General features: G+C 51.7%; 20 protein-coding genes. All 20 read left to right on the top strand.

Annotated features, from left to right (window positions below):
* Window positions 1–73: 73 nt before the first annotated feature.
* Window positions 74–745 carry an FtsX-like permease family protein gene (locus tag F4Y39_02290; protein MYC12537.1) on the top strand — a complete coding sequence of 224 codons (672 nt, stop codon included), beginning with the start codon at window positions 74–76 and terminating at the stop codon, window positions 743–745.
* A 20-nt stretch (window positions 746–765) separates the two neighbouring features.
* Window positions 766–1,536 carry an ABC transporter ATP-binding protein gene (locus tag F4Y39_02285; GenBank protein ID MYC12536.1) on the top strand — a complete coding sequence of 257 codons (771 nt, stop codon included), beginning with the start codon at window positions 766–768 and terminating at the stop codon, window positions 1,534–1,536.
* A gap of 296 nt (window positions 1,537–1,832) precedes the next feature.
* The gene (gene trpE / locus F4Y39_02280; GenBank protein ID MYC12535.1) at window positions 1,833–3,275 is read left to right on the top strand and encodes an anthranilate synthase component I; all 1,443 of its coding nucleotides are present in this window, start codon (window positions 1,833–1,835) and stop codon (window positions 3,273–3,275) included.
* Complete coding sequence (locus F4Y39_02275; GenBank protein MYC12534.1) at window positions 3,272–3,835, top strand: aminodeoxychorismate/anthranilate synthase component II; 564 nt, start codon at window positions 3,272–3,274, stop codon at window positions 3,833–3,835. Before trpE ends, F4Y39_02275 begins: the two co-directional genes overlap by 4 nt.
* Before the next feature lie 22 nt (window positions 3,836–3,857).
* A complete protein-coding gene (gene trpD, locus F4Y39_02270) occupies window positions 3,858–4,871 on the top strand; it encodes an anthranilate phosphoribosyltransferase (GenBank protein ID MYC12533.1) in 1,014 nt (337 codons plus the stop codon).
* Between the two features lie 23 nt (window positions 4,872–4,894).
* A complete protein-coding gene (locus F4Y39_02265) occupies window positions 4,895–5,959 on the top strand; it encodes a Gfo/Idh/MocA family oxidoreductase (GenBank protein ID MYC12532.1) in 1,065 nt (354 codons plus the stop codon).
* A 25-nt stretch (window positions 5,960–5,984) separates the two neighbouring features.
* Entirely contained in the window at window positions 5,985–6,779 is a 795-nt protein-coding gene (gene trpC, locus F4Y39_02260) for an indole-3-glycerol phosphate synthase TrpC (protein MYC12531.1), read from the top strand.
* Window positions 6,766–7,374, top strand: a complete 609-nt coding sequence (locus tag F4Y39_02255) for a phosphoribosylanthranilate isomerase (GenBank protein MYC12530.1) — start codon at window positions 6,766–6,768, stop codon at window positions 7,372–7,374. The genes trpC and F4Y39_02255 overlap by 14 nt, the downstream gene beginning before the upstream one ends.
* A 21-nt stretch (window positions 7,375–7,395) precedes the next feature.
* Window positions 7,396–8,658, top strand: a complete 1,263-nt coding sequence (locus F4Y39_02250; GenBank protein ID MYC12529.1) for a tyrosine--tRNA ligase — start codon at window positions 7,396–7,398, stop codon at window positions 8,656–8,658.
* A gap of 51 nt (window positions 8,659–8,709) precedes the next feature.
* Entirely contained in the window at window positions 8,710–9,687 is a 978-nt protein-coding gene (locus F4Y39_02245) for a nucleoid-structuring protein H-NS (GenBank protein MYC12528.1), read from the top strand.
* A gap of 13 nt (window positions 9,688–9,700) precedes the next feature.
* Window positions 9,701–10,906 carry a tryptophan synthase subunit beta gene (trpB, locus tag F4Y39_02240; protein MYC12527.1) on the top strand — a complete coding sequence of 402 codons (1,206 nt, stop codon included), beginning with the start codon at window positions 9,701–9,703 and terminating at the stop codon, window positions 10,904–10,906.
* Window positions 10,903–11,706: a tryptophan synthase subunit alpha gene (locus tag F4Y39_02235; protein MYC12526.1), complete on the top strand. Its 804-nt coding sequence runs from the start codon at window positions 10,903–10,905 to the stop codon at window positions 11,704–11,706. Before trpB ends, F4Y39_02235 begins: the two co-directional genes overlap by 4 nt.
* 3 nt (window positions 11,707–11,709) lie before the next feature.
* Complete coding sequence (gene pheA / locus F4Y39_02230; protein ID MYC12525.1) at window positions 11,710–11,991, top strand: chorismate mutase; 282 nt, start codon at window positions 11,710–11,712, stop codon at window positions 11,989–11,991.
* A gap of 15 nt (window positions 11,992–12,006) precedes the next feature.
* Complete coding sequence (locus tag F4Y39_02225) at window positions 12,007–13,032, top strand: 3-deoxy-7-phosphoheptulonate synthase (protein ID MYC12524.1); 1,026 nt, start codon at window positions 12,007–12,009, stop codon at window positions 13,030–13,032.
* A 27-nt stretch (window positions 13,033–13,059) separates the two neighbouring features.
* Entirely contained in the window at window positions 13,060–14,169 is a 1,110-nt protein-coding gene (locus tag F4Y39_02220; protein ID MYC12523.1) for a prephenate dehydrogenase, read from the top strand.
* A complete protein-coding gene (locus F4Y39_02215) occupies window positions 14,141–14,839 on the top strand; it encodes a hypothetical protein (GenBank protein ID MYC12522.1) in 699 nt (232 codons plus the stop codon). Before F4Y39_02220 ends, F4Y39_02215 begins: the two co-directional genes overlap by 29 nt.
* A gap of 151 nt (window positions 14,840–14,990) precedes the next feature.
* Complete coding sequence (gene aroE / locus F4Y39_02210) at window positions 14,991–15,869, top strand: shikimate dehydrogenase (GenBank protein ID MYC12521.1); 879 nt, start codon at window positions 14,991–14,993, stop codon at window positions 15,867–15,869.
* On the top strand, window positions 15,859–16,620 hold the full coding sequence (ubiE, locus tag F4Y39_02205; protein MYC12520.1) for a bifunctional demethylmenaquinone methyltransferase/2-methoxy-6-polyprenyl-1,4-benzoquinol methylase UbiE: 762 nt from the start codon (window positions 15,859–15,861) through the stop codon (window positions 16,618–16,620). Before aroE ends, ubiE begins: the two co-directional genes overlap by 11 nt.
* A gap of 1 nt (window position 16,621) precedes the next feature.
* Window positions 16,622–17,086 carry a hypothetical protein gene (locus F4Y39_02200; GenBank protein MYC12519.1) on the top strand — a complete coding sequence of 155 codons (465 nt, stop codon included), beginning with the start codon at window positions 16,622–16,624 and terminating at the stop codon, window positions 17,084–17,086.
* Window positions 17,087–17,111: 25 nt separating this feature from the next.
* Window positions 17,112–18,361 (top strand): arginine--tRNA ligase (argS, locus tag F4Y39_02195; protein MYC12518.1); only part of this gene is annotated, 1,250 nt, incomplete at its 3' end.

Here is an 18,361-nt window from a genome sequence, read left to right as displayed (position 1 = left end):
GGCTTGACAGAGGGGCACATGGCGTTTATGTTGAACATTGATTAGTGTAGTTCTTTTGTAACTGGAGGCGTTTATGGCACAGCAGCACGAACTCAATACCCAGATATCTCTTCCGCTTTCCAAAGCGGTTGAGATCAGTTTTAATAGCGTTAAGATTCGATTTGGCCGATCTTTGATTACGGTGAGTGGTATTGTGCTTGCTATCGCTTTTTTGATGTCGATTTGGGCGGGCAATTCCATTATTGATGGTTTGATGGGTGCTGGCGATCCCAAGATCAATTTGATCTTGCAACAAAAGGGCGTTGAAATTGATCCCGACAGTGCCGCCGCAATGCAGCAACGGTCGAAGGATGCATGGCTGGTGGTGTTGTCACTGCTCGTGTGTTTGGTGGGTATTGCCAATGCTATGCTGATGTCTGTTACCGAGCGGTTCCGCGAGATTGGCACCATGAAATGTATGGGCGCCCTGGACGGATTTATTATTAAGCTGTTTATTCTCGAATCGACGTTTATGGGTACAGCAGGCACGGTTATTGGCGTGATCATTGGGTTTTTGCTGACTGCATTGCTCAATATGTCGAGTTTTGGCACGGTGATTTTCGATCATCTTCCTCTGGCTCAAATTCTTGAAGATGGTGTTAAAGCTATTGTTATTGGTTCTGTTTTGTCGCTGGTTGGCGGTATTTTGCCGGCCTATCGCGCTGCCAAGATGGAGCCGGTTGATGCGATGTCGTTGGAAGTTTAAATCTGATTGTGAGGTGTTTTATGGCTGCCGAAGAAAAAACAGAAACAAATGCAGAGGCCGAAGAAGCGACAGTTGTACGCACGCAAGATGTGAAGAAGGTGTACATAATGGGCGAAGAGCAGATTCACGCACTCAAAGGCGTGGATCTGGAAGTGACACAGGGCGAATACCTGTCCATTATGGGGCCTTCTGGTTCGGGGAAGAGTACTCTGTTCAATATGGTGGGTGGATTGGACAAGCCGACCGAGGGCAAGGTTTATATCGACGATGTCGATGTCGCCCAACTCGACGCTTATGAACTCGCGTGGTTGCGTTGCCGAAAAATCGGTTATATTTTTCAATCTTATAATTTGATTCCAGTGATGACAGCGCTTGAGAATGTGACCTTACCGATGGTGTTTGCCGGACTGACGAGCGACGAGGCGCGCGACAAGGGCGTGGAATTGTTGACACAGGTCGGTCTGGGCGAGCGCGTGATGCACAAGCCTTTTGAGCTTTCGGGTGGGCAGCAGCAGCGCGTGGCTGTTGCGCGGGCTTTTGCCAACGATCCAGCGATTATTCTGGCTGACGAGCCGACTGGGAATCTCGATTTGAATACGGGGCGGGAGATTATTGAACTGTTGCGTCAGATGAACGAGGAGTCGGGCGTGACCGTGATTTCAGCGACGCACGATCACAAGATGCTGTCGGTATCCGACCGCGTGGTGTGGGTGCGCGATGGCCGCGTAGATCGCATTATTGACCGCGATGAGTTGAAAATTGAGGTGGGCACGATTGACGGCCATGAATAAACTTCCCTCTTGACACTGTTTTAGAATTTGTTATCTTTGGCGCGTCCGATATAACTCTGGTTTAAGGAATTTGATGTGATGAACGCTTTTGCGACCTACTTCTGGTATTTTTGGCGTCGATTTGACGGCCGATATTATTATTATCGCCGCCCGTCCAAGAGTGTGGTTTGTCCTGCGTGTTGAGTGTTTTGGTATGAAAATAAAAGTACGAGGTCGTGGGCAAACTGCTCACGACCTTTTTTATTTTCTTTAAGGATTTTCCAGTGATTCAACCCGATCTCAAAACTGTGAAGAAGATGAGCAAAGACTGTGGTCTCGTTCCCATTTCAAGAGAACTACTCGCGGATACGGAGACGCCTGTTTCGGCTTATTTGAAAATTCGCGCCAGATCATCGCATGCGTTTTTGTTTGAAAGCGTGGTGGGCGGCGAGCAGATTGGGCGGTATTCGTTTTTGGGCGTGGATCCGTTTTTGGTTTTTCGTTCGCGCGGAACAAAAATTTCGATTGAACATGCGACGACGGGTGAGCTGCGACTATTTGACGGGGAGCCTATTGAGGTATTGCGTGGGTTGTTAAAAAAATACCATTCGCAACCTGTGGAGGGGTTTCCTCGATTTACAGGCGGTGCTGTGGGCTATGTGAGTTACGATGCCGTGCGTTTGATTGAGCGCATTCCCGAGACGGTTGAAGACGATCTCGGTTTTGACGATATATTTTTTTCCTTTTACGATTCGGTGCTGGCGTTTGACAATGTGACGCACAAAGTGCATGTGATGGCCAATGTGCATACAGAGGGAGATTTGGAGGCGAATTACGAGGATGCAGTCAAACGGATCGATACACTTATTGAGGTACTGGCGCAACCGGTGGATGTGTCTCTGAAACCGGGCACGAGTTCGTGTGTCGTGACTTCAAATACGAGCAAAGAAGCGTATATGGATGTGGTGGCGCGTTGCAGGGAATACATTGTGGCAGGTGATATTTTCCAGGTGGTGCCTTCGCAGCGCTTTGCAATGGATGTGACGGTGGATGCACTGGATATTTATCGGGCGTTGCGGACGGTGAATCCGTCGCCTTATATGTTTCACGTCGATTTGAAAGATCATCAACTCGTGGGCGCGTCGCCCGAGTTGCTCGTCAGGGTTGAGGACGGGGTGGTGCAGGTGCGACCTATTGCGGGGACGCGGTGGCGCGGCAAAACAGAGGCAGAGGATCAGGTGCTGTCACAGGAGTTGTTGGCAGATGAAAAAGAACGCGCCGAGCATATTATGCTGGTGGATCTGGGGCGCAATGATGTGGGGCGCGTTTCCAGGTTTGATACGGTGCGCGTGACCGAGCGGATGGCGATTGAACGCTATTCTCATGTGATGCATATCGTTTCGAATGTGTGCGGGGAATTGCACGAGGGTGTCGATGCGCTGGACGCGCTTTTTGCATGTTATCCGGCTGGTACAGTGTCGGGCGCGCCAAAAATTCGGGCGATGGAGATTATCGACGAGATGGAACCTACGCGCCGCGGGCCTTATGCCGGTGCGGTGGGTTATATCGATTTTGCGGGCAATATGGATACGTGTATTGCCATTCGCACGCTGGTGATTAAGGATGGCAAAGCGTATGTGCAGGCAGGAGGTGGTGTGGTGTTTGATTCAGAGCCGGAATACGAATATCAGGAGACCGTGAACAAAGCGCGGGCACTGTTTCGGGCGGTGGAAATGGCTGAAAGAGGAGTGTTGTTGTGATTCTCGTCATTGATAACTACGATTCTTTTACTTATAACCTCGTTCAATATCTCGGCGAACTGGGTGCGGATCTGGTGGTGTATCGCAATGATCAAATCTCACTTGAAGAGATTGCGGATATCGCACCTGAGAAGATCGTGATTTCTCCGGGGCCGTGTACGCCAAACGAAGCGGGAATTTCCGTGGCTTTGGTGCAGCATTTTGCGGGGGAAATTCCGATTTTAGGGGTTTGTCTGGGGCATCAGTCCATCGGGCAGGCATTTGGTGGAAAAATTGTGGGCGCGCCGACGATTATGCACGGGAAGGTGTCGGAGATTCATCATATGAGGAAGTCTATTTTTGAGGGATTACCTGAGCCGTTTATTGCCACGCGTTACCATTCGCTGGTGGTCGAGCGAGAGAGTTTGCCCGTTTGTCTGGAAATTACGGCAGAGACCGATGATGGCGTGATTATGGGTTTGCGCCATCGAGATATGGCGGTGGATGGCGTGCAGTTTCATCCGGAATCGATTTTGACGGGTGAAGGCAAGAATTTGCTGCAAAATTTTCTCGATGCATGATTTGTTAGCTGAGGAGATGAGTATGAACATACAAGAGGCGATTGCAAAAGTGATCGAAGGTGCGGATTTGAGCCGGGGTGAGATGACGGATGTGATGAATCAGATTATGTCGGGCGAGGCGACGGATGCACAGATCGGCGCGTTTTTGATTGCGTTGCGCGTGAAGGGCGAGTGTGTTGATGAGATTGCCGGGGCTGCGTCTGTGATGCGCGAGAAGGCAACGCCTATTGCGACAAAGCACGATGTGATTGTCGATACATGTGGTACGGGGGGCGATCATTCGGGCACGTTTAATATTTCGACAACTGCGGCATTTGTCGCGGCTGGGGCGGGTTTGTGTGTGGCCAAACACGGCAATCGCGCGGCAACGAGTCAAAGTGGTAGCGCGGATGTGCTGAGTGCATTGGGTGTGAATATTGAGGCATCGCCCGAGACGGTGAGCAGGTGTCTGGACGATGTGGGGATTGGGTTTTTGTTTGCCATTTCGTTGCATGGGGCGATGAAATACGCGATTGGGCCGCGTCGGGAAATTGGTGCGCGGACAATTTTCAATGCGCTGGGACCGCTGAGCAATCCGGCGGGCGCAACGCGGCAGGTGGTCGGTGTGTACAGCGCGGCATTGACCGAGACACTCGCAGGTGTTTTGGCGACTCTGGGGGCGGAGCGCGCGTTTGTCGTTCACGGTTCGGATGGTTTGGATGAGATGACGCTGACGGGTCCGACGAGGGTGAGCGAATTGAAGCAGGGCTCAGTTTTGACTTATGATGTATCACCTGGGGACTTTGGGCTGATACAGGCGCCAGCCGATGCGCTAAAAGGCGGGGATGCCGATTATAATGCGGAGATTACGCGGTCGATTCTGAATGGCGAAGAAGGTCCTCGGCGAGATATTGTGCTGTTGAATGCGGCAGCGGCAATTGTGGCGGGGGATAAGGCGCGTGATTTGATGGAAGGCGTGCAGGCCGCGGCTGAAGTGATTGATTCGGGCAAGGCGTTGGAGAAGTTGGAGGGGTTGGTGGCGGCGAGTCAGGAATGATTCTGGAGATGAAGTGAGGTAAAATGGCTCTTTCTGTAGGTGTTGCTGGTTTGCGATTTGGCATGTCCTGGGCACGGGTGTTTGATGCGTATGCCGAGACTGAGTTGGTCGCTGTTTGTGACATCCAGCAGGAGAAACTGGACGAGGCAAAAGAGCAGTTGGGTGTCGATGTTTGTTATGCGGCTTTTGATGATCTGGTCGCTGATGAACGGATTGATGCGGTGGCTATTTTTACTCCCGCGCCGCTTCATGCAGAACAGGTGATTCGAGCGATCCGGGCCGGTAAGCACGTTTTGTGTGCCGTGCCCGCTGCGCTGACTATGGATGAGGCAAGGGCGCTGGTCGAGGTTATTTCAAAAAGTGACCGCATTTATATGATGGCTGAGAATTGGGTCTATGAACCCAGTGTGGTGCGCGCCAGGTCGCTTTATGAAGCGCGGAAGCTGGGGCGTATTTACTATGCCGAAGCCGAGTATATTCACGGTCTAAAAGCGTTGAGGCGACATCCCGATAGGCGGCCGACCTGGCGGAATAGTTTACAACCCCTTCTTTATCCGACACATGGGACGTCGCCGTATTTGAATATGACGGGCGATCGTCTGGTTGAGGTCATGGCTGTTTCGGCTTCAGGACGAGATGAGTTTTTAGAAGGGTATGAAGCAGATTGGGTACAGACGGCTTTGTTTCGAACCGAAGAAGGTGCGGTGTTCAGGTTGACCAATTCGTTTCAGAATGTGCATGGGATGAGCCATTTTTTGAGTTTTTATGGCGATGAGGGTTCTTTCGAGACGGGGCGATTTCGCGAAGCCCGAACGGTGTGTTATTATTCGGTGGGGAATAAGGAGCAGGTGACGCGAGAAGAATGTTGCCATCCCGAGTTGCCCCAGTTTTCGAGCGCGCTCGGTGCAGGGCACGGCAAAACGAGTATGCTCATTGTTCTGGATTTTGTGCGGGCGGTTGCGATTGGATCGCCACCGCCGGTAGATTTGATGCAGGCGCTGGATATGACACTGCCCGGTATTGCGGGGTTGCAGGCTGTGCGCGAAAATGGATGGGTGTCTGTTCCAGACCCGCGGTCCTGGCTTTAGCACTGTCTGAGGATGGTGGGACTTTATGGCTGGCAATATTCTCGACAAAATTGTGGCGTATAAACGCGAATTTCTCGCCGGGTGTATGGGGCAGACGCCGTTTGAGGAGATGGCGCAGTTGGCCGAGGATGCGCCGGAACCGCCTTCGTTTTTTGATGGGCTGGTAGATGGGGATGATATTGCTGTGATCGCCGAGGTAAAAAAGGCATCGCCCTCTAAGGGTGTGATACGCGGGGATTTTGACGCAGTGGGCATTGCGAAAATTTATGTGGAAAATGGAGCTTCGGCGATTTCGGTATTGACGGATGAGAAATTTTTTCAGGGGTCGGCAGATTATTTGACTCAGATTTCAACAGTTGTTGATCGGCCCATTTTGCGAAAGGATTTTACGGTTGATCCCTATCAGATTTACGAGGCGCGCGCGATTGGGGCTTCGGCTGTGTTGTTGATTGTATCGATTTTCACGCCAGAAGAATTGTCCCCATTTATAGCGACGAGTCGGGCATTGGGGCTGGATGCGCTGGTGGAGGTGCACGAGAGAGAAGAACTGATGGTCGCACTCGATGCGGGTGCAGAGATTATTGGGATTAACAATCGGAATTTGAAGACTTTTGATACGTCTCTGGATACGACTTATGGGTTGATTGATCATATTCCCGATGATGTGTTGAAGGTGAGTGAGAGCGGTATTTATACGCGCGAGGATGTTGTCGCGCTTCGAGATTCGGGCGCAGATGCCGTGCTGGTGGGCGAGAGTTTGATGCGCGAACCGGATATTGCCGTTAAGTTGCAGGAGCTGATGGGGTATGGCGCGAGCTAAAATTTGCGGTGTTACAAATCGGGATGATGCGTTGTGTGCGGTTGATAATGGCGCAGATGCTCTGGGGTTTAATTTTTACGAGAAGAGCCTTCGCTATATCGCGCCCGAGAAAGCCGGAGAAATTGTTTTTGATTTGCCGCCATTTGTGACTCCCGTAGGGGTGTTTGTGAATGCATCGGAACGAGAGATTGACGTTGCCGTGAAGTTGGCGGGGCTGCGGGCGATTCAATTGCACGGGGATGAGCCTCCCGAAGCATGTCTGGGGCATGCGGTGCCGGTGATTCGCGCGCTTCGCGTGGGACGCGATTTTGATGTGCAGACGATGGGGTCGTATCTGGTCAATACATTCTTATTGGATACAGAGAGAGCGGGTTTTTACGGCGGTACGGGGGAGATATTTGACTGGACAAAGGCGGTGGAGGCAAAAGAGTATGGGCGCATTATTCTTGCTGGTGGGTTAAATCCGGATAATGTTCAGGAGGCGATTGAGCGAGTTGGTCCCTATGCGGTGGATACGAGTAGTGGCGTAGAAGCTGAGCCAGGGAAGAAGGATCACAAAAAAGTACGAGATTTTTTGGCGCGCGCAAAGGCGTGATGTAAATATGGAGATAAAAACGTGGATGTGTTAGACGATTTGGCATTTCGTGGCTATATTTTTCAGATGACAGATGAGGATAAGCTCCGCAGGCGTTTGGCAGAGGGGCAGATGACATTGTATTGCGGATTTGACCCCACTGCCGATAGTCTGCATGCGGGCAGTCTGGTTCCCATTATGGGATTGCGTCGCTTTCAAGATGCGGGGCACAAGCCCATTGCACTCGTGGGCGGTGGCACGGGATTGATCGGCGATCCGAGCGGGAAAGCAGAAGAGCGACAGTTGAATTCTCTGGAGGTGGTGCAGGCATATACCGAGAGCCAGCGCGCGCAATTGGAAAAGTATCTGGATTTTGAGGCCGGGCACAATCCGGCGCTGATGGTGAGCAATTATACCTGGCTTTCAGAGTTGCGTACGATTGAATTTTTGCGCGATGTGGGCAAACACTTTTCAATGGGATATATGCTGGGCAAAGAGTCGGTGTCGTCGCGTCTTTCGACCGGGATTTCGTTTACCGAATTTAGTTATATGGTTTTGCAGGCGTATGATTTTATGGCGTTGAACCGGGAGTATGGCTGTGAGCTTCAGATTGGGGGTAGCGATCAGTGGGGCAATATTACGGCGGGTATAGAGTTGTGTCGGCGCGTGCTCAATAAGACTGTGTATGGGTTGACTTTCCCGTTGCTGGAAAAATCGGATGGGACAAAGTTTGGCAAGACCGAGACGGGTACGTTATGGCTCGATCCCGAGAAGACATCGCCCTATCAATTTTATCAGTTTTGGGTGAATGTAGCAGATCGCGATGTGGTGAAATTTTTGAAGTTGTTCACTTTTTTGAGCCGTGAACGCATAGAGGAATTGGAACGAGAGGTGGAGGCGCGACCCGAAAAGCGCGAGGCGCAACGCGTGCTGGCCGAAGAGGTGACGACTTTTATCCACGGTGCAGCCGCAAAAGATCGCGCCGTGCATATTTCCGAGGCGCTGTTTTACGGCAATTTGCGGGATTTGAATGAACAGGAGATCGCAGAAGGGTTTAGCGATGTGCTGTCTTACACGCTCAAAGGTGTTGATGAAGTGGTCTTGATAGATTTGCTCGTGGATGCGCGAATTTCTTCGTCCAGACGACAGGCGCGCGAAGATATTAGGACCGGTGCTATTTATATTAATGGAGAACGCTGTACAGATATGAGTCATGTCTTAAAGCCGTCCGAAAGACTGGCTGGAAAATATCTGGTGATTCGCCGCGGCAAACGCAGCTACTTTTTGGTGAGTTGGCCGGCGTGATTGTGCATGTAGATTGTTTACTAACTATTTAACCCAAAGGAAGGATTTTTTATGAAAGCCCCCTGGATTACCTACCGTCCGGAACTCAAGGTACTCGATTGTACGATCCGCGATGGCGGTTTGATGAATGACCATCATTTTGATGATGACTTTGTGAAGGCCGTGTATGAAACATGTGTCGCGGCAGGTGTTGATTATATGGAAATTGGGTACCGAAACTCCAAGGAGATGTTCCCCAAAAGAGATTTTGGTGCATTCCGCCACAGCGATGAAGAGGATATTCGCAAAATTACCGGGGATCACGATCCCGAAGCGACGGGGATGAAACTCGCAATTATGGCGGATGCGGGCAAGAGCGATTGGGCCGAAGATATTCTGCCATCCAGCGAGAGCGTGGTCGATATGGTGCGCGTGGCGTGTTATGTCGAGCAGATTCCCGAGACTGTCGAAATGTTGCTCGATGCCCACGAGAAGGGGTATGAAACGAGTTGTAATATTATGGCGATTTCGAAGGTGCAAGATGTCGAGATTGATCAGGCGTTAGAGGTGCTGATGGAAACCCCTGTGGGCACGATTTGCGTGGTGGATAGTTTCGGTGCGCTGTATCGCGAGCAGGTCGATATGCTGGTGCGAAAATACATGGAGGCGACCAAGGGTTCGGGTAAAGAGGTGGGTATTCACGCGCACAATAACCAGCAACTGGCATTTGCCAATACTATTGAGGCCATTATTTTGGGGGCCAATCGGGTCGATGCTACTGTGGATGGATTGGGTCGCGGTGCGGGCAATTGTCCCATGGAATTGTTGCTCGGTTTTTTGCGGAATCCCAAGTTTAAAATCCGTCCCGTCTATAAGTTGCTGGAAGATCATTTTGTCAAGTTGCGCCGCGAAATGACGTGGGGACCTCTGGTTCCCTATAATATCACGGGTCAGCACAACCAGCATCCCCGCGAGGCAATGGCATTGCTCGATGGTGATGACTGCGATCAGTATCTGGCATTTTACGATCAGGTCGTTGGGGATATTTAAGAGGATATACAATATGGCTGTAAACGCGAGTGATTTGCCCGATGCGCGCGGGCATTTTGGGCCTTATGGTGGGCAATATGTACCCGAGACGCTTATGGCGCTGTTGGAAGACCTTGAGGCGGCTTATCGGGAGGCAAAGCGCGACCCCGGGTTTTGGGCTGAACTGGATCGATATTTGGGCGAGTATGTCGGGCGGCCCACGCCGCTTTATTTTGCCGAGCGGTTGACAGAAGAACTCGGCGGTCCTAAAATTTATCTCAAGCGCGAAGACCTCGCCCATACGGGGGCGCATAAGATCAATCACGCCATGGGGCAGATTTTGCTCGCCAACCGAATGGGCAAAACGCGGATTATTGCCGAGACCGGTGCCGGGCAACACGGCGTGGCAACGGCAACTGTGGCTGCGATGTTCGGTCTCAAATGCGAAATTTACATGGGTGTTGAAGATATGGAACGGCAAGCGCTCAATGTGTTTCGCATGCGGCTCCTGGGAGCGAAAGTTACGGGTGTCCATTCGGGTAGCAAAACCCTGAAGGATGCGATTAATGAGGCCATCCGCGACTGGGTGACCAATGTGGAGGATACGTTTTACATTTTTGGTTCGGTTTTGGGACCGCATCCGTATCCGATGATCGTGCGCGATTTTCAGCGGGTTATTGGCGTTGAAGCCCGTGCTCAAATTTTAGACAGAGAAGGCCGATTGCCCGATGTACTCGTCGCCTGTGTGGGCGGGGGTAGCAATTCTATCGGGTTGTTTCACGCTTTCTTAGATGATGCCGATGTCCAGATGATCGGTGTGGAGGCTGGAGGGCACGGTATTGAGTCTGGCGAGCACGCTGCGCGGTTTAATGGCGGCGATTTGGGGGTTTTGCACGGTGCGCGCATCTATGTGTTGCAAGATGATGATGGGCAAATCGCATTGACGCATTCGGTGTCGGCTGGTCTCGATTATTCGGGCGTGGGGCCAGAGCATTGTTATTTGCGAGATATGGCGCGTACGGCTTATACGTATGCGACGGATGAGGAAGCACTCAGTGCTTTTGAGTTGCTCAGTCATACCGAAGGGATTATTCCCGCTTTGGAGAGTTCACACGCTATTGCCCATGTTTGCAAGTTGGCACCCGAGATGAGTCGAGATCAGATTGTGGTTGTCAATTTATCTGGACGAGGAGACAAAGATGTGCAGCAAGCGGCGCGGTTTATCGAAGGAGTGAGATGATGCGGATTGGTCAGCGGTTTGAAGACTTGAGAAAAGCGGACAGAACGGGCTTTGTCGCGTATATTACGGCGGGTGATCCGGATTTAAATACCACGCATCAGGTGGTGTTGGAATTGGATCGGCGAGGTGTGGATGTTCTGGAATTGGGTGTTCCCTTTTCAGATCCTCTGGCCGATGGTCCCGTGATTCAGGAGGCGTCTCAACGCGCTTTGGCCGCTGGTGCAACGCTCGAGGGCGTGTTGTCTATGGTCGCAGATGTGCGGACTGAGACAGAAATACCCATTGTGCTGTTTACGTATTATAATCCGATTCATCGATACGGTGTGGAGCGTTTTGTAAAACGCGCCGCAGATGTGGGGGTAGATGGTGTTCTGATGCTGGATCTGCCTCCGGAAGAGGGCAGCGATTACAAGGCGCAGATGGATGTGTATGGGCTGGATACGATTTTTCTCGTGACGCCTACCACGCGCGATGATCGGATGAAGCTGATTGCATCGCATACGAGGGGTTTTGTCTATTATGTGTCTCGTACCGGGGTGACGGGAGAGCGCGATTCTCTGGCCGATGAAATTCAAAGTAAGGTGTCTGCGATATGCCAGCACACAGATATGCCCATTGCCGTTGGGTTTGGTATTTCAACGCCCGAGCATGTATCGGAAATTGCGCGATATGCCGATGCGGTTGTGGTTGGTAGCGCGATTGTGCGCCGCATTGGCGAGTACCAACACGAGGCCGATCTGGTCGCAAAGGTGGGGGCGTTTGTCGGGTCTTTGATCGGCCCTTTGAGAGAGGGTGTGTAGGTTATGGAGAGGAATCTGGATTTCTGGCGCGAGAAAATTGATGCCTTAGATGATCAGATTCTCGAGTTGCTCAATGAGCGTGCCCGGTATGCTCTGTCTGTGGGAAAAATTAAGTGTGCCGAGGGGTTGCCCTTTCATGTCCCCGAACGAGAAACCCTGATTCTCAACCGCATTCGCGAATTGAATAGCGGTCCTTTGAGTCACGAAGCTGCGCAACGCATTTTTAGACAGATTATCGATGAGTCGTTGCGGTTGGAAGAAGATCGCGCAGATTCAGAGTCTTAAAAAAAAGGTATTATTATGAGTTTCAAACGGATTCAGCCCATTCCGAGTGCTGAAGAAATCCAGGATGTTTTGCCACTGCCCGATGATTTGAAGGTGAAAAAAGAAGAACGCGATGCCGAGATTCGGGCTATTTTTGAGCGCAAGAGCGATAAGTTTTTGTTGGTTATTGGTCCTTGCTCGGCTCACAATGTCGATGCGGTGTGTGAATATGTGAATCGCCTGGCGCGGCTTCAAGAGCAGGTGATGGACAAGCTGGTGCTCGTGCCGCGGATTTATACCAATAAGCCGCGCACGACTGGCGAAGGGTATAAGGGCATGGCCCATCAGCCCGATCCCAAAGGTATGCCCGATATGGTTGTTGGGATTAAGACCATTCGGCAGATGCAGATTCGCGCTTTTCGCGAGTCGCATTTGACGGCTGCCGATGAGATGCTCTACCCTTCGAATTTGCCTTATGTAGAGGATTTGCTGAGTTATATTGCCGTGGGGGCGCGGTCTGTTGAAAATCAGAATCATCGCCTGACCATTAGCGGTGTCGATGTGCCCGCGGGCATGAAAAATCCAACGGGTGGCGATCTGGATGTGATGTTCAATGCCATTTATGCCGCGCAAATGCCGCATGTATTTTTTCACAATGGCTGGGAAGTCAGTACGTCGGGCAATCCGCTGACGCATGCGGTGTTGCGCGGGATGTCGTATAATGGGCGAAGCATCCCCAATTATCACTACGAAGATTTGATGCATGTTGCCGAGCAATATCTTACGCGCAAGTTGGGCAATCCGACGATTATTGTGGATACCAATCACAATAATTCAGATAAAACGTTTTCCGAACAGCCGCGCATTGGTCTGGAGGTGATGCGCAGCCGCCGCCATTCCGCGCTGCTTCACAATGTGGTGCGCGGGTTGATGGTGGAGAGTTATCTGGAAGAGGGCGCGCAAAAACCCGAAGAGGGGATATTTGGGAAGTCGATTACCGACCCGTGCCTGGGGTGGGAAGATACGGAAATTTTTGTGAAGGATCTGGCGGGTCTGGTTTAGTATTTTATATCGTATCAGGTTATTTGTATGAACGATCCTCCGTTTACAGATGCCGCGATTGCCATTGTGGGTGTGGGGTTGATTGGCGGGTCGCTGGGGCTGGCGTTTAAGCGACTGGGTATTGGGCGCGAGATTATTGGTATTAGCCGCGCGGAGACCCTGCGAGAGGCCCGTGCGCTCGATGTGATTGACAGTGGTTATGAATACGACGCGATGGACAATGGCGTAAAGCGGTCAGATCTGGTATTTTTGTGTTCGCCCATTGTGCGTATTCTGGAGCAATTGCCCGCGGTCGTGAAAGCGGCCTCGCCGGGTTGTATTATTACAGATGTGGGCAGTACGAAGGGCGCGATTGTCGCATGTGCAGAACAGGTTGCGCGTGAAGATGTGCATTTTGTGGGCGGGCATCCCATGGCGGGGTCGGAAAAGAGCGGCGTGGGCGCGGCCGATCCCTTTTTGTTTGAAAACGCGCTTTATGTGCTTACGCCCGCAAGTGGTGTTTCCGACGAAATTGTGGATGCGCTTGCAGCACTGGTGCAATGCATTGGTGCGCGTTCTATGCGCATGGAGGCCGAGACGCATGATCGGGTCGCGGCAACGGTGAGCCATTTGCCGCAGATGATGGCTACCACACTCGTGGGATTGGTGGGCAGGCTCAATGAGGCCGATGGCCTTCCCCTGCAAATGGCGGCGGGTGGGTTCCGCGATTTGACGCGCATTGCCTCCAGTCCGTTTGCGATGTGGCGAGATATTTGTCAGACGAATGCCGGTCCTATTCGCGAGATGATCAATGCGTATCTCGACGCGCTTGTGGCGATACGAGAGAAGGTGGATCGAGAGGCACTATCAGAAGATTTTGACTATGCGAATCGCATTCGCGGAGAGATTCCCAGAGATTCCAAGGGGTTTTTGCATCCGCTTCACGAAATTTTGCTGGTGGTGGAAGACAAACCCGGTGTGATTGCCGATGTTGCCTCGCGTTTATCTGCCGAAGGAATTAATATTGAAGATATTGAAGTCCTGAAGGTGCGCGAAGGCGAAGGGGGGACGATTCGGATGGGGTTTGGGCAGCAGGAGGAAGCCGATCAGTCTGTCGATATTTTGCGAGATGCAGGTTATCAAGTGCGGTTGCGTTAGAGGGGTAAGTATGTATGAGGTAAAGGAAGCGCGTGGGCTTATTGGTGAGTGCGATGTTCCGGGGGATCCTGAGACCACGCTTTATTTGCTCGGCGCTGCGGCGATGTTATCGCAGTCGGATTTAACCCTTCACTGCGTGGGCGACGATTGGAAGACCCGCCGCGCATTGGATTTGTTGCGGCGGTTGAATGCACAGTTGGACATTCAGGTGACGCGATCAAAGTCTAAGGTGACGCGTACGATTAAAGTCCAGGGGTCTGAATTGCGGCGCACGCGTATAGGGGGCGAGCAAACCGATCTATTTATTCGTGAAGTGCCTTTTCTCGCTGTGATGGGCACGCAAGCCGCGGGTGAAACGGTTATTCGAGATGGAGAGGGTTTGCGCCAGGGAGAGGTTGACCGCCTATCACTGACGATTCAAAATTTGCGTCAAATGGGGGCTAAGGCAGGCGAAATGCCCGATGGCCTGGTGGTGCAGGGACCTGTGCGCCTTGAGGGTATAGAGGTCGATGCTGGCGGCGATGCCCTCACGGGATTGACCTTTACACTGGCGGGATTGATAGCCGAGGGCGAAACCCGGGTGTCAAATACGGGTGATATGTGTCGTGATTTCGCCGGGTTATTTGCCTGTTTATCTACTGTTGTTCAACCAAAAGAGGTGAAAATATGAAGATACTTTTTAAGCTCGCGCTATTTGCGATTTTGATGATCCTGGGCGGTGTGGCATTTATACGCTATACATACAACTGCTCGTGGAAGGAAAGTTTTGATATTGCTGACGAGTTTGTAAATGATTTGCTGGATGGCAGTCGAAGGTCTTAATGAATATTCGCGCGACAAGTCAGGTGCTGGGTGTTATTGGCGACCCGGTGGCTCATTCGTTTTCTCCCGATATGCACAATGCCGCAATCGCCGCATTAGATGTGGATTATTGTTATGTGGCTTTTCACGTGTTGCCCGACCGGGTGGGCGAGGCGATGAAGGGGTTGCGCGGACTGAATATTCGCGGGTTAAATGTGACTATTCCGCACAAGCTGGCGGTGATGGAACACCTGGATCGCATTTCAGAAGAAGCGCTGGCTGTGGGTGCGGTTAATACCATTTCGCGTGAAGACGATGAGCTGGTCGGATACAATACGGATGTCTATGGCGTCTTGACGGCATTGCGCGATATTGCGGGGATTGAAGCATTTCCCGCGCATTGCGTGGTGCTTGGTGCTGGTGGGGCTGCCCGCGCTGTGACGTATGCGCTGGGGACGCAAGATGGGGTGCAGCGGGTGTCGATTTTGAATCGCACGGTCGAGCGAGCCGAGGCTCTGGCAGTGGATATGGAAAGAATAACAGGTACAAAAATGGATGTGGGTGCGCTGGATGTCGATGCGCAATGCAGGGCGTTTGCCGATGCGGGCGTGGTTGTGAATACCACTTCGCTGGGGATGTATCCCGAGGTCAATGCCTCGCCTCTTGACGATGTGCGCGCTGTCCATCCGGATCTGGTGCTCTACGATACGGTGTTCAATCCACTGGAAACGCAGTTGATGCGCGCGTTCCAATCGGTTGGTGCGCCTGCTTTTGGAGGGCTGGATATGCTGGTCTTTCAAGGGGCGCGGTCTTTTGCGATCTGGACGGGTGTTGAGCCACCGACCGATGTGATGAAAAATGTCGTTGTCAAACGGGTCGGCACAAAAAATGAGAGGTGAGCACAGGGATAGCCCTAAAGCCCCTGCGGGTATTGCGCGCGATGTGTTGCTCAAACCAGAAGCCAAGCGCGCTTTTGTGCGGCAGATGTTTGACGGGATTGCCCGCAGATACGATTTGCTCAACCACCTGTTGAGCCTGGGCATTGATATTTTGTGGCGAAAAAAGACGATTGACCGATTGCAACCTGGGCCGAACTGGCGAATTTTGGACCTGGCTACGGGCACGGGCGATTTGGGGTTTGAATGCGGTAAGCGCGCTGGCGATATTCAGGTGATCGGCGTCGATCCTTCGGTGCCGATGTTGCGTGAGGGTACAAAAAAAAATGAGTCGCGAGCAAATCCGGTCGCGTTTTTGTGTGGCGATGGGGAGAGTCTCCCCTTTTGTGAGGGGACATTTGACGGCGTGACAATCGGATTTGGCATTCGCAACGTGGCCGAGTTGGAAACGGCCCTGAGCGAGATGTGCCGCGTGCTCAAGGTGGGTGGGCGCGTGGCTGTGCTGGAGTTTTCAAGGCCGCGAACCCCTGTGTTCCGCGGCCTTTACAATTTTTATTTTCAGCGTATTTTGCCTCGTATTGGACACATGATCTCCCGCGACCCGAATGCCTACCGCTATTTGTATGAATCTGTGATGCATTTTCCCGAAGGTGCCGATTTTTGCGGGCGGTTATTCGATGCGGGATTTGCCGATATACAGGCGGTTCGGTTGAGCTTTGGGATTGCAACCATTTATCTGGCGTCGAAATCGTAACATGCCTTTGACACTTATACAAATCGTGTTGATTCTCGCTCCCATTTTATTGGGCGCGTCTATTGTGGCGTATTGGCGATTGCGACGTCATGTGTCCAATGCACAAGAGCCTGTGGTGGTTTTTTTGCAGAAGCGATGGGATGTGCTTTTGATTGTGACGGGGGGTATTGTGTTGTTTCGGGGAGCCGCGATCTCAGATGGCGTGGGATTTGTGCCGCAATTATTCGGTTTTTTGCTTTCTCTCGAATTTTTTTATATCGCGTATGCTACCATTCGCGTGACCATGAGCACGCGCGGATTGCTGATGGGCATGCGCTACATGCCCTGGCAGCGATTTTCGAGATATGTGTGGCGTACCGAGCGGGATTTGGAACTCATTTCTCAACGAAAGAGCTATCGGTTTCGCGTGCCCGCACAAGTGAAGGCCGATGTACAGAAAATTTTGGATTTGGATATTTTGAAATAGGGAACTGGAGGAGAGGTAGTCTTTTATGGTCAATCCTTTTGTCGAAGAAATTGTATTGCAGGTGTCAAAAGCAACTGAGATGTCTTGTGGCGATGTGAGGGCGCTGATCGAAACGCCGCCAAAACCCGAGATGGGCGATTATGCTTTGCCGTGTTTTGCGCTGGCTAAAATTTTTCGCAAAGCACCCCATCTGATTGCCGAAGAGCTATCTGCACAAATTGCGACAGGTGATCGAATTTCCGAGGTGCGTCCAGCAGGTCCGTATCTCAATTTTTTTGTGCCGAAGACCAATTTGGCGGGGGAGACACTCTCGGCGATTCTCGAACAGGGTGCGGATTACGGGCGTGGAGATCACGGTGCTGGAAAGACGGTTGTGATCGATTTTTCGCATCCCAATATTGCCAAGCCATTTGGCATTCACCATCTGCGGTCAACGGTGATTGGCAATGCTTTGCGAAATATTTATCGGGCATTGGGCTATGAAGTGATTGGGGTGAATCATCTGGGCGATTGGGGATCCCAGTTTGCGAAATTGATTCTGGCGTGGAATTACTGGGGTGAGGGCGAATTGACGGCGGATATTACTATTCAGAAGTTGCTTGAACTCTATGTTCGCATTAACGAGGAGATTGAAGACAATCCCGAACTCGAACAGGAAGCCCGCGATTGGTTTCGCCGCCTCGAAGACGGCGATGAAGAAGCCGTGCGGATGTGGCAGGTGTGCGTGGATGTGAGTTTTAAGGAGTTTGACCGCGTTTACGATATGCTGGGTATTGGATTTGAGTCGATTGCTGGCGAGAGTTTTTATCAGGATAAGATGCCCGCGACATTGGATCGCTTGCGGGTAAAGGGGTTGCTGACCGAGAGTGAAGGCGCGACTATTGTGGATTTGGAAAAATGGGATATGCCGCCTTTGATCGCATTGCGAAGCGACGATGCGACATTGTACGGTACGCGCGATTTGGCCGCGCTGGAGTATCGGTGGGAAACATATCGCTTTGAAAAATTGCTCTATGTGGTGGATGTGGCGCAATCGCTGTATTTTCGCCAGTTGTTTCAGGTGTTGGAATTGATGGAATACGATTGGCGAGAAAAATGCGCGCATGTGCAATTTGGACGGCTGCGATTCAAAGATGGCAGTGGGGCTTCAACGCGCAGGGGCAATGTGGTTTTTTTGGAAGATGTGCTGAATCGCGCGATTGAGTTGACGCAAAAAATTATTGCCGATAAGAATCCCGATTTGCCCAATAGTGATCAGATTGCACGAGATGTGGG

The organism is Gemmatimonadota bacterium (assembly GCA_009838845.1).
Classification (GTDB): Bacteria; Latescibacterota; UBA2968; order UBA2968; family UBA2968; genus VXRD01.
Note: the sequence above shows the minus strand (reverse complement) of the source record. Positions and strands in the feature narration are given on the sequence as shown.

Bases quoted from the DNA above. Each gene is read 5' to 3' on its own strand.
- F4Y39_02290 (MYC12537.1), top strand. From the start codon at position 74: ATGGCACAGCAGCACGAACTCAATACCCAGATATCTCTTCCGCTTTCC.
- F4Y39_02285 (MYC12536.1), top strand. From the start codon at position 766: ATGGCTGCCGAAGAAAAAACAGAAACAAATGCAGAGGCCGAAGAAGCG.
- trpE (MYC12535.1), top strand. From the start codon at position 1,833: ATGAGCAAAGACTGTGGTCTCGTTCCCATTTCAAGAGAACTACTCGCG.
- trpD (MYC12533.1), top strand. From the start codon at position 3,858: ATGAACATACAAGAGGCGATTGCAAAAGTGATCGAAGGTGCGGATTTG.
- F4Y39_02265 (MYC12532.1), top strand. From the start codon at position 4,895: ATGGCTCTTTCTGTAGGTGTTGCTGGTTTGCGATTTGGCATGTCCTGG.
- trpC (MYC12531.1), top strand. From the start codon at position 5,985: ATGGCTGGCAATATTCTCGACAAAATTGTGGCGTATAAACGCGAATTT.
- F4Y39_02255 (MYC12530.1), top strand. From the start codon at position 6,766: ATGGCGCGAGCTAAAATTTGCGGTGTTACAAATCGGGATGATGCGTTG.
- F4Y39_02245 (MYC12528.1), top strand. From the start codon at position 8,710: ATGAAAGCCCCCTGGATTACCTACCGTCCGGAACTCAAGGTACTCGAT.
- trpB (MYC12527.1), top strand. From the start codon at position 9,701: ATGGCTGTAAACGCGAGTGATTTGCCCGATGCGCGCGGGCATTTTGGG.
- F4Y39_02235 (MYC12526.1), top strand. From the start codon at position 10,903: ATGATGCGGATTGGTCAGCGGTTTGAAGACTTGAGAAAAGCGGACAGA.
- pheA (MYC12525.1), top strand. From the start codon at position 11,710: ATGGAGAGGAATCTGGATTTCTGGCGCGAGAAAATTGATGCCTTAGAT.
- F4Y39_02225 (MYC12524.1), top strand. From the start codon at position 12,007: ATGAGTTTCAAACGGATTCAGCCCATTCCGAGTGCTGAAGAAATCCAG.
- F4Y39_02220 (MYC12523.1), top strand. From the start codon at position 13,060: ATGAACGATCCTCCGTTTACAGATGCCGCGATTGCCATTGTGGGTGTG.
- F4Y39_02215 (MYC12522.1), top strand. From the start codon at position 14,141: ATGCAGGTTATCAAGTGCGGTTGCGTTAGAGGGGTAAGTATGTATGAG.
- aroE (MYC12521.1), top strand. From the start codon at position 14,991: ATGAATATTCGCGCGACAAGTCAGGTGCTGGGTGTTATTGGCGACCCG.
- ubiE (MYC12520.1), top strand. From the start codon at position 15,859: ATGAGAGGTGAGCACAGGGATAGCCCTAAAGCCCCTGCGGGTATTGCG.
- F4Y39_02200 (MYC12519.1), top strand. From the start codon at position 16,622: ATGCCTTTGACACTTATACAAATCGTGTTGATTCTCGCTCCCATTTTA.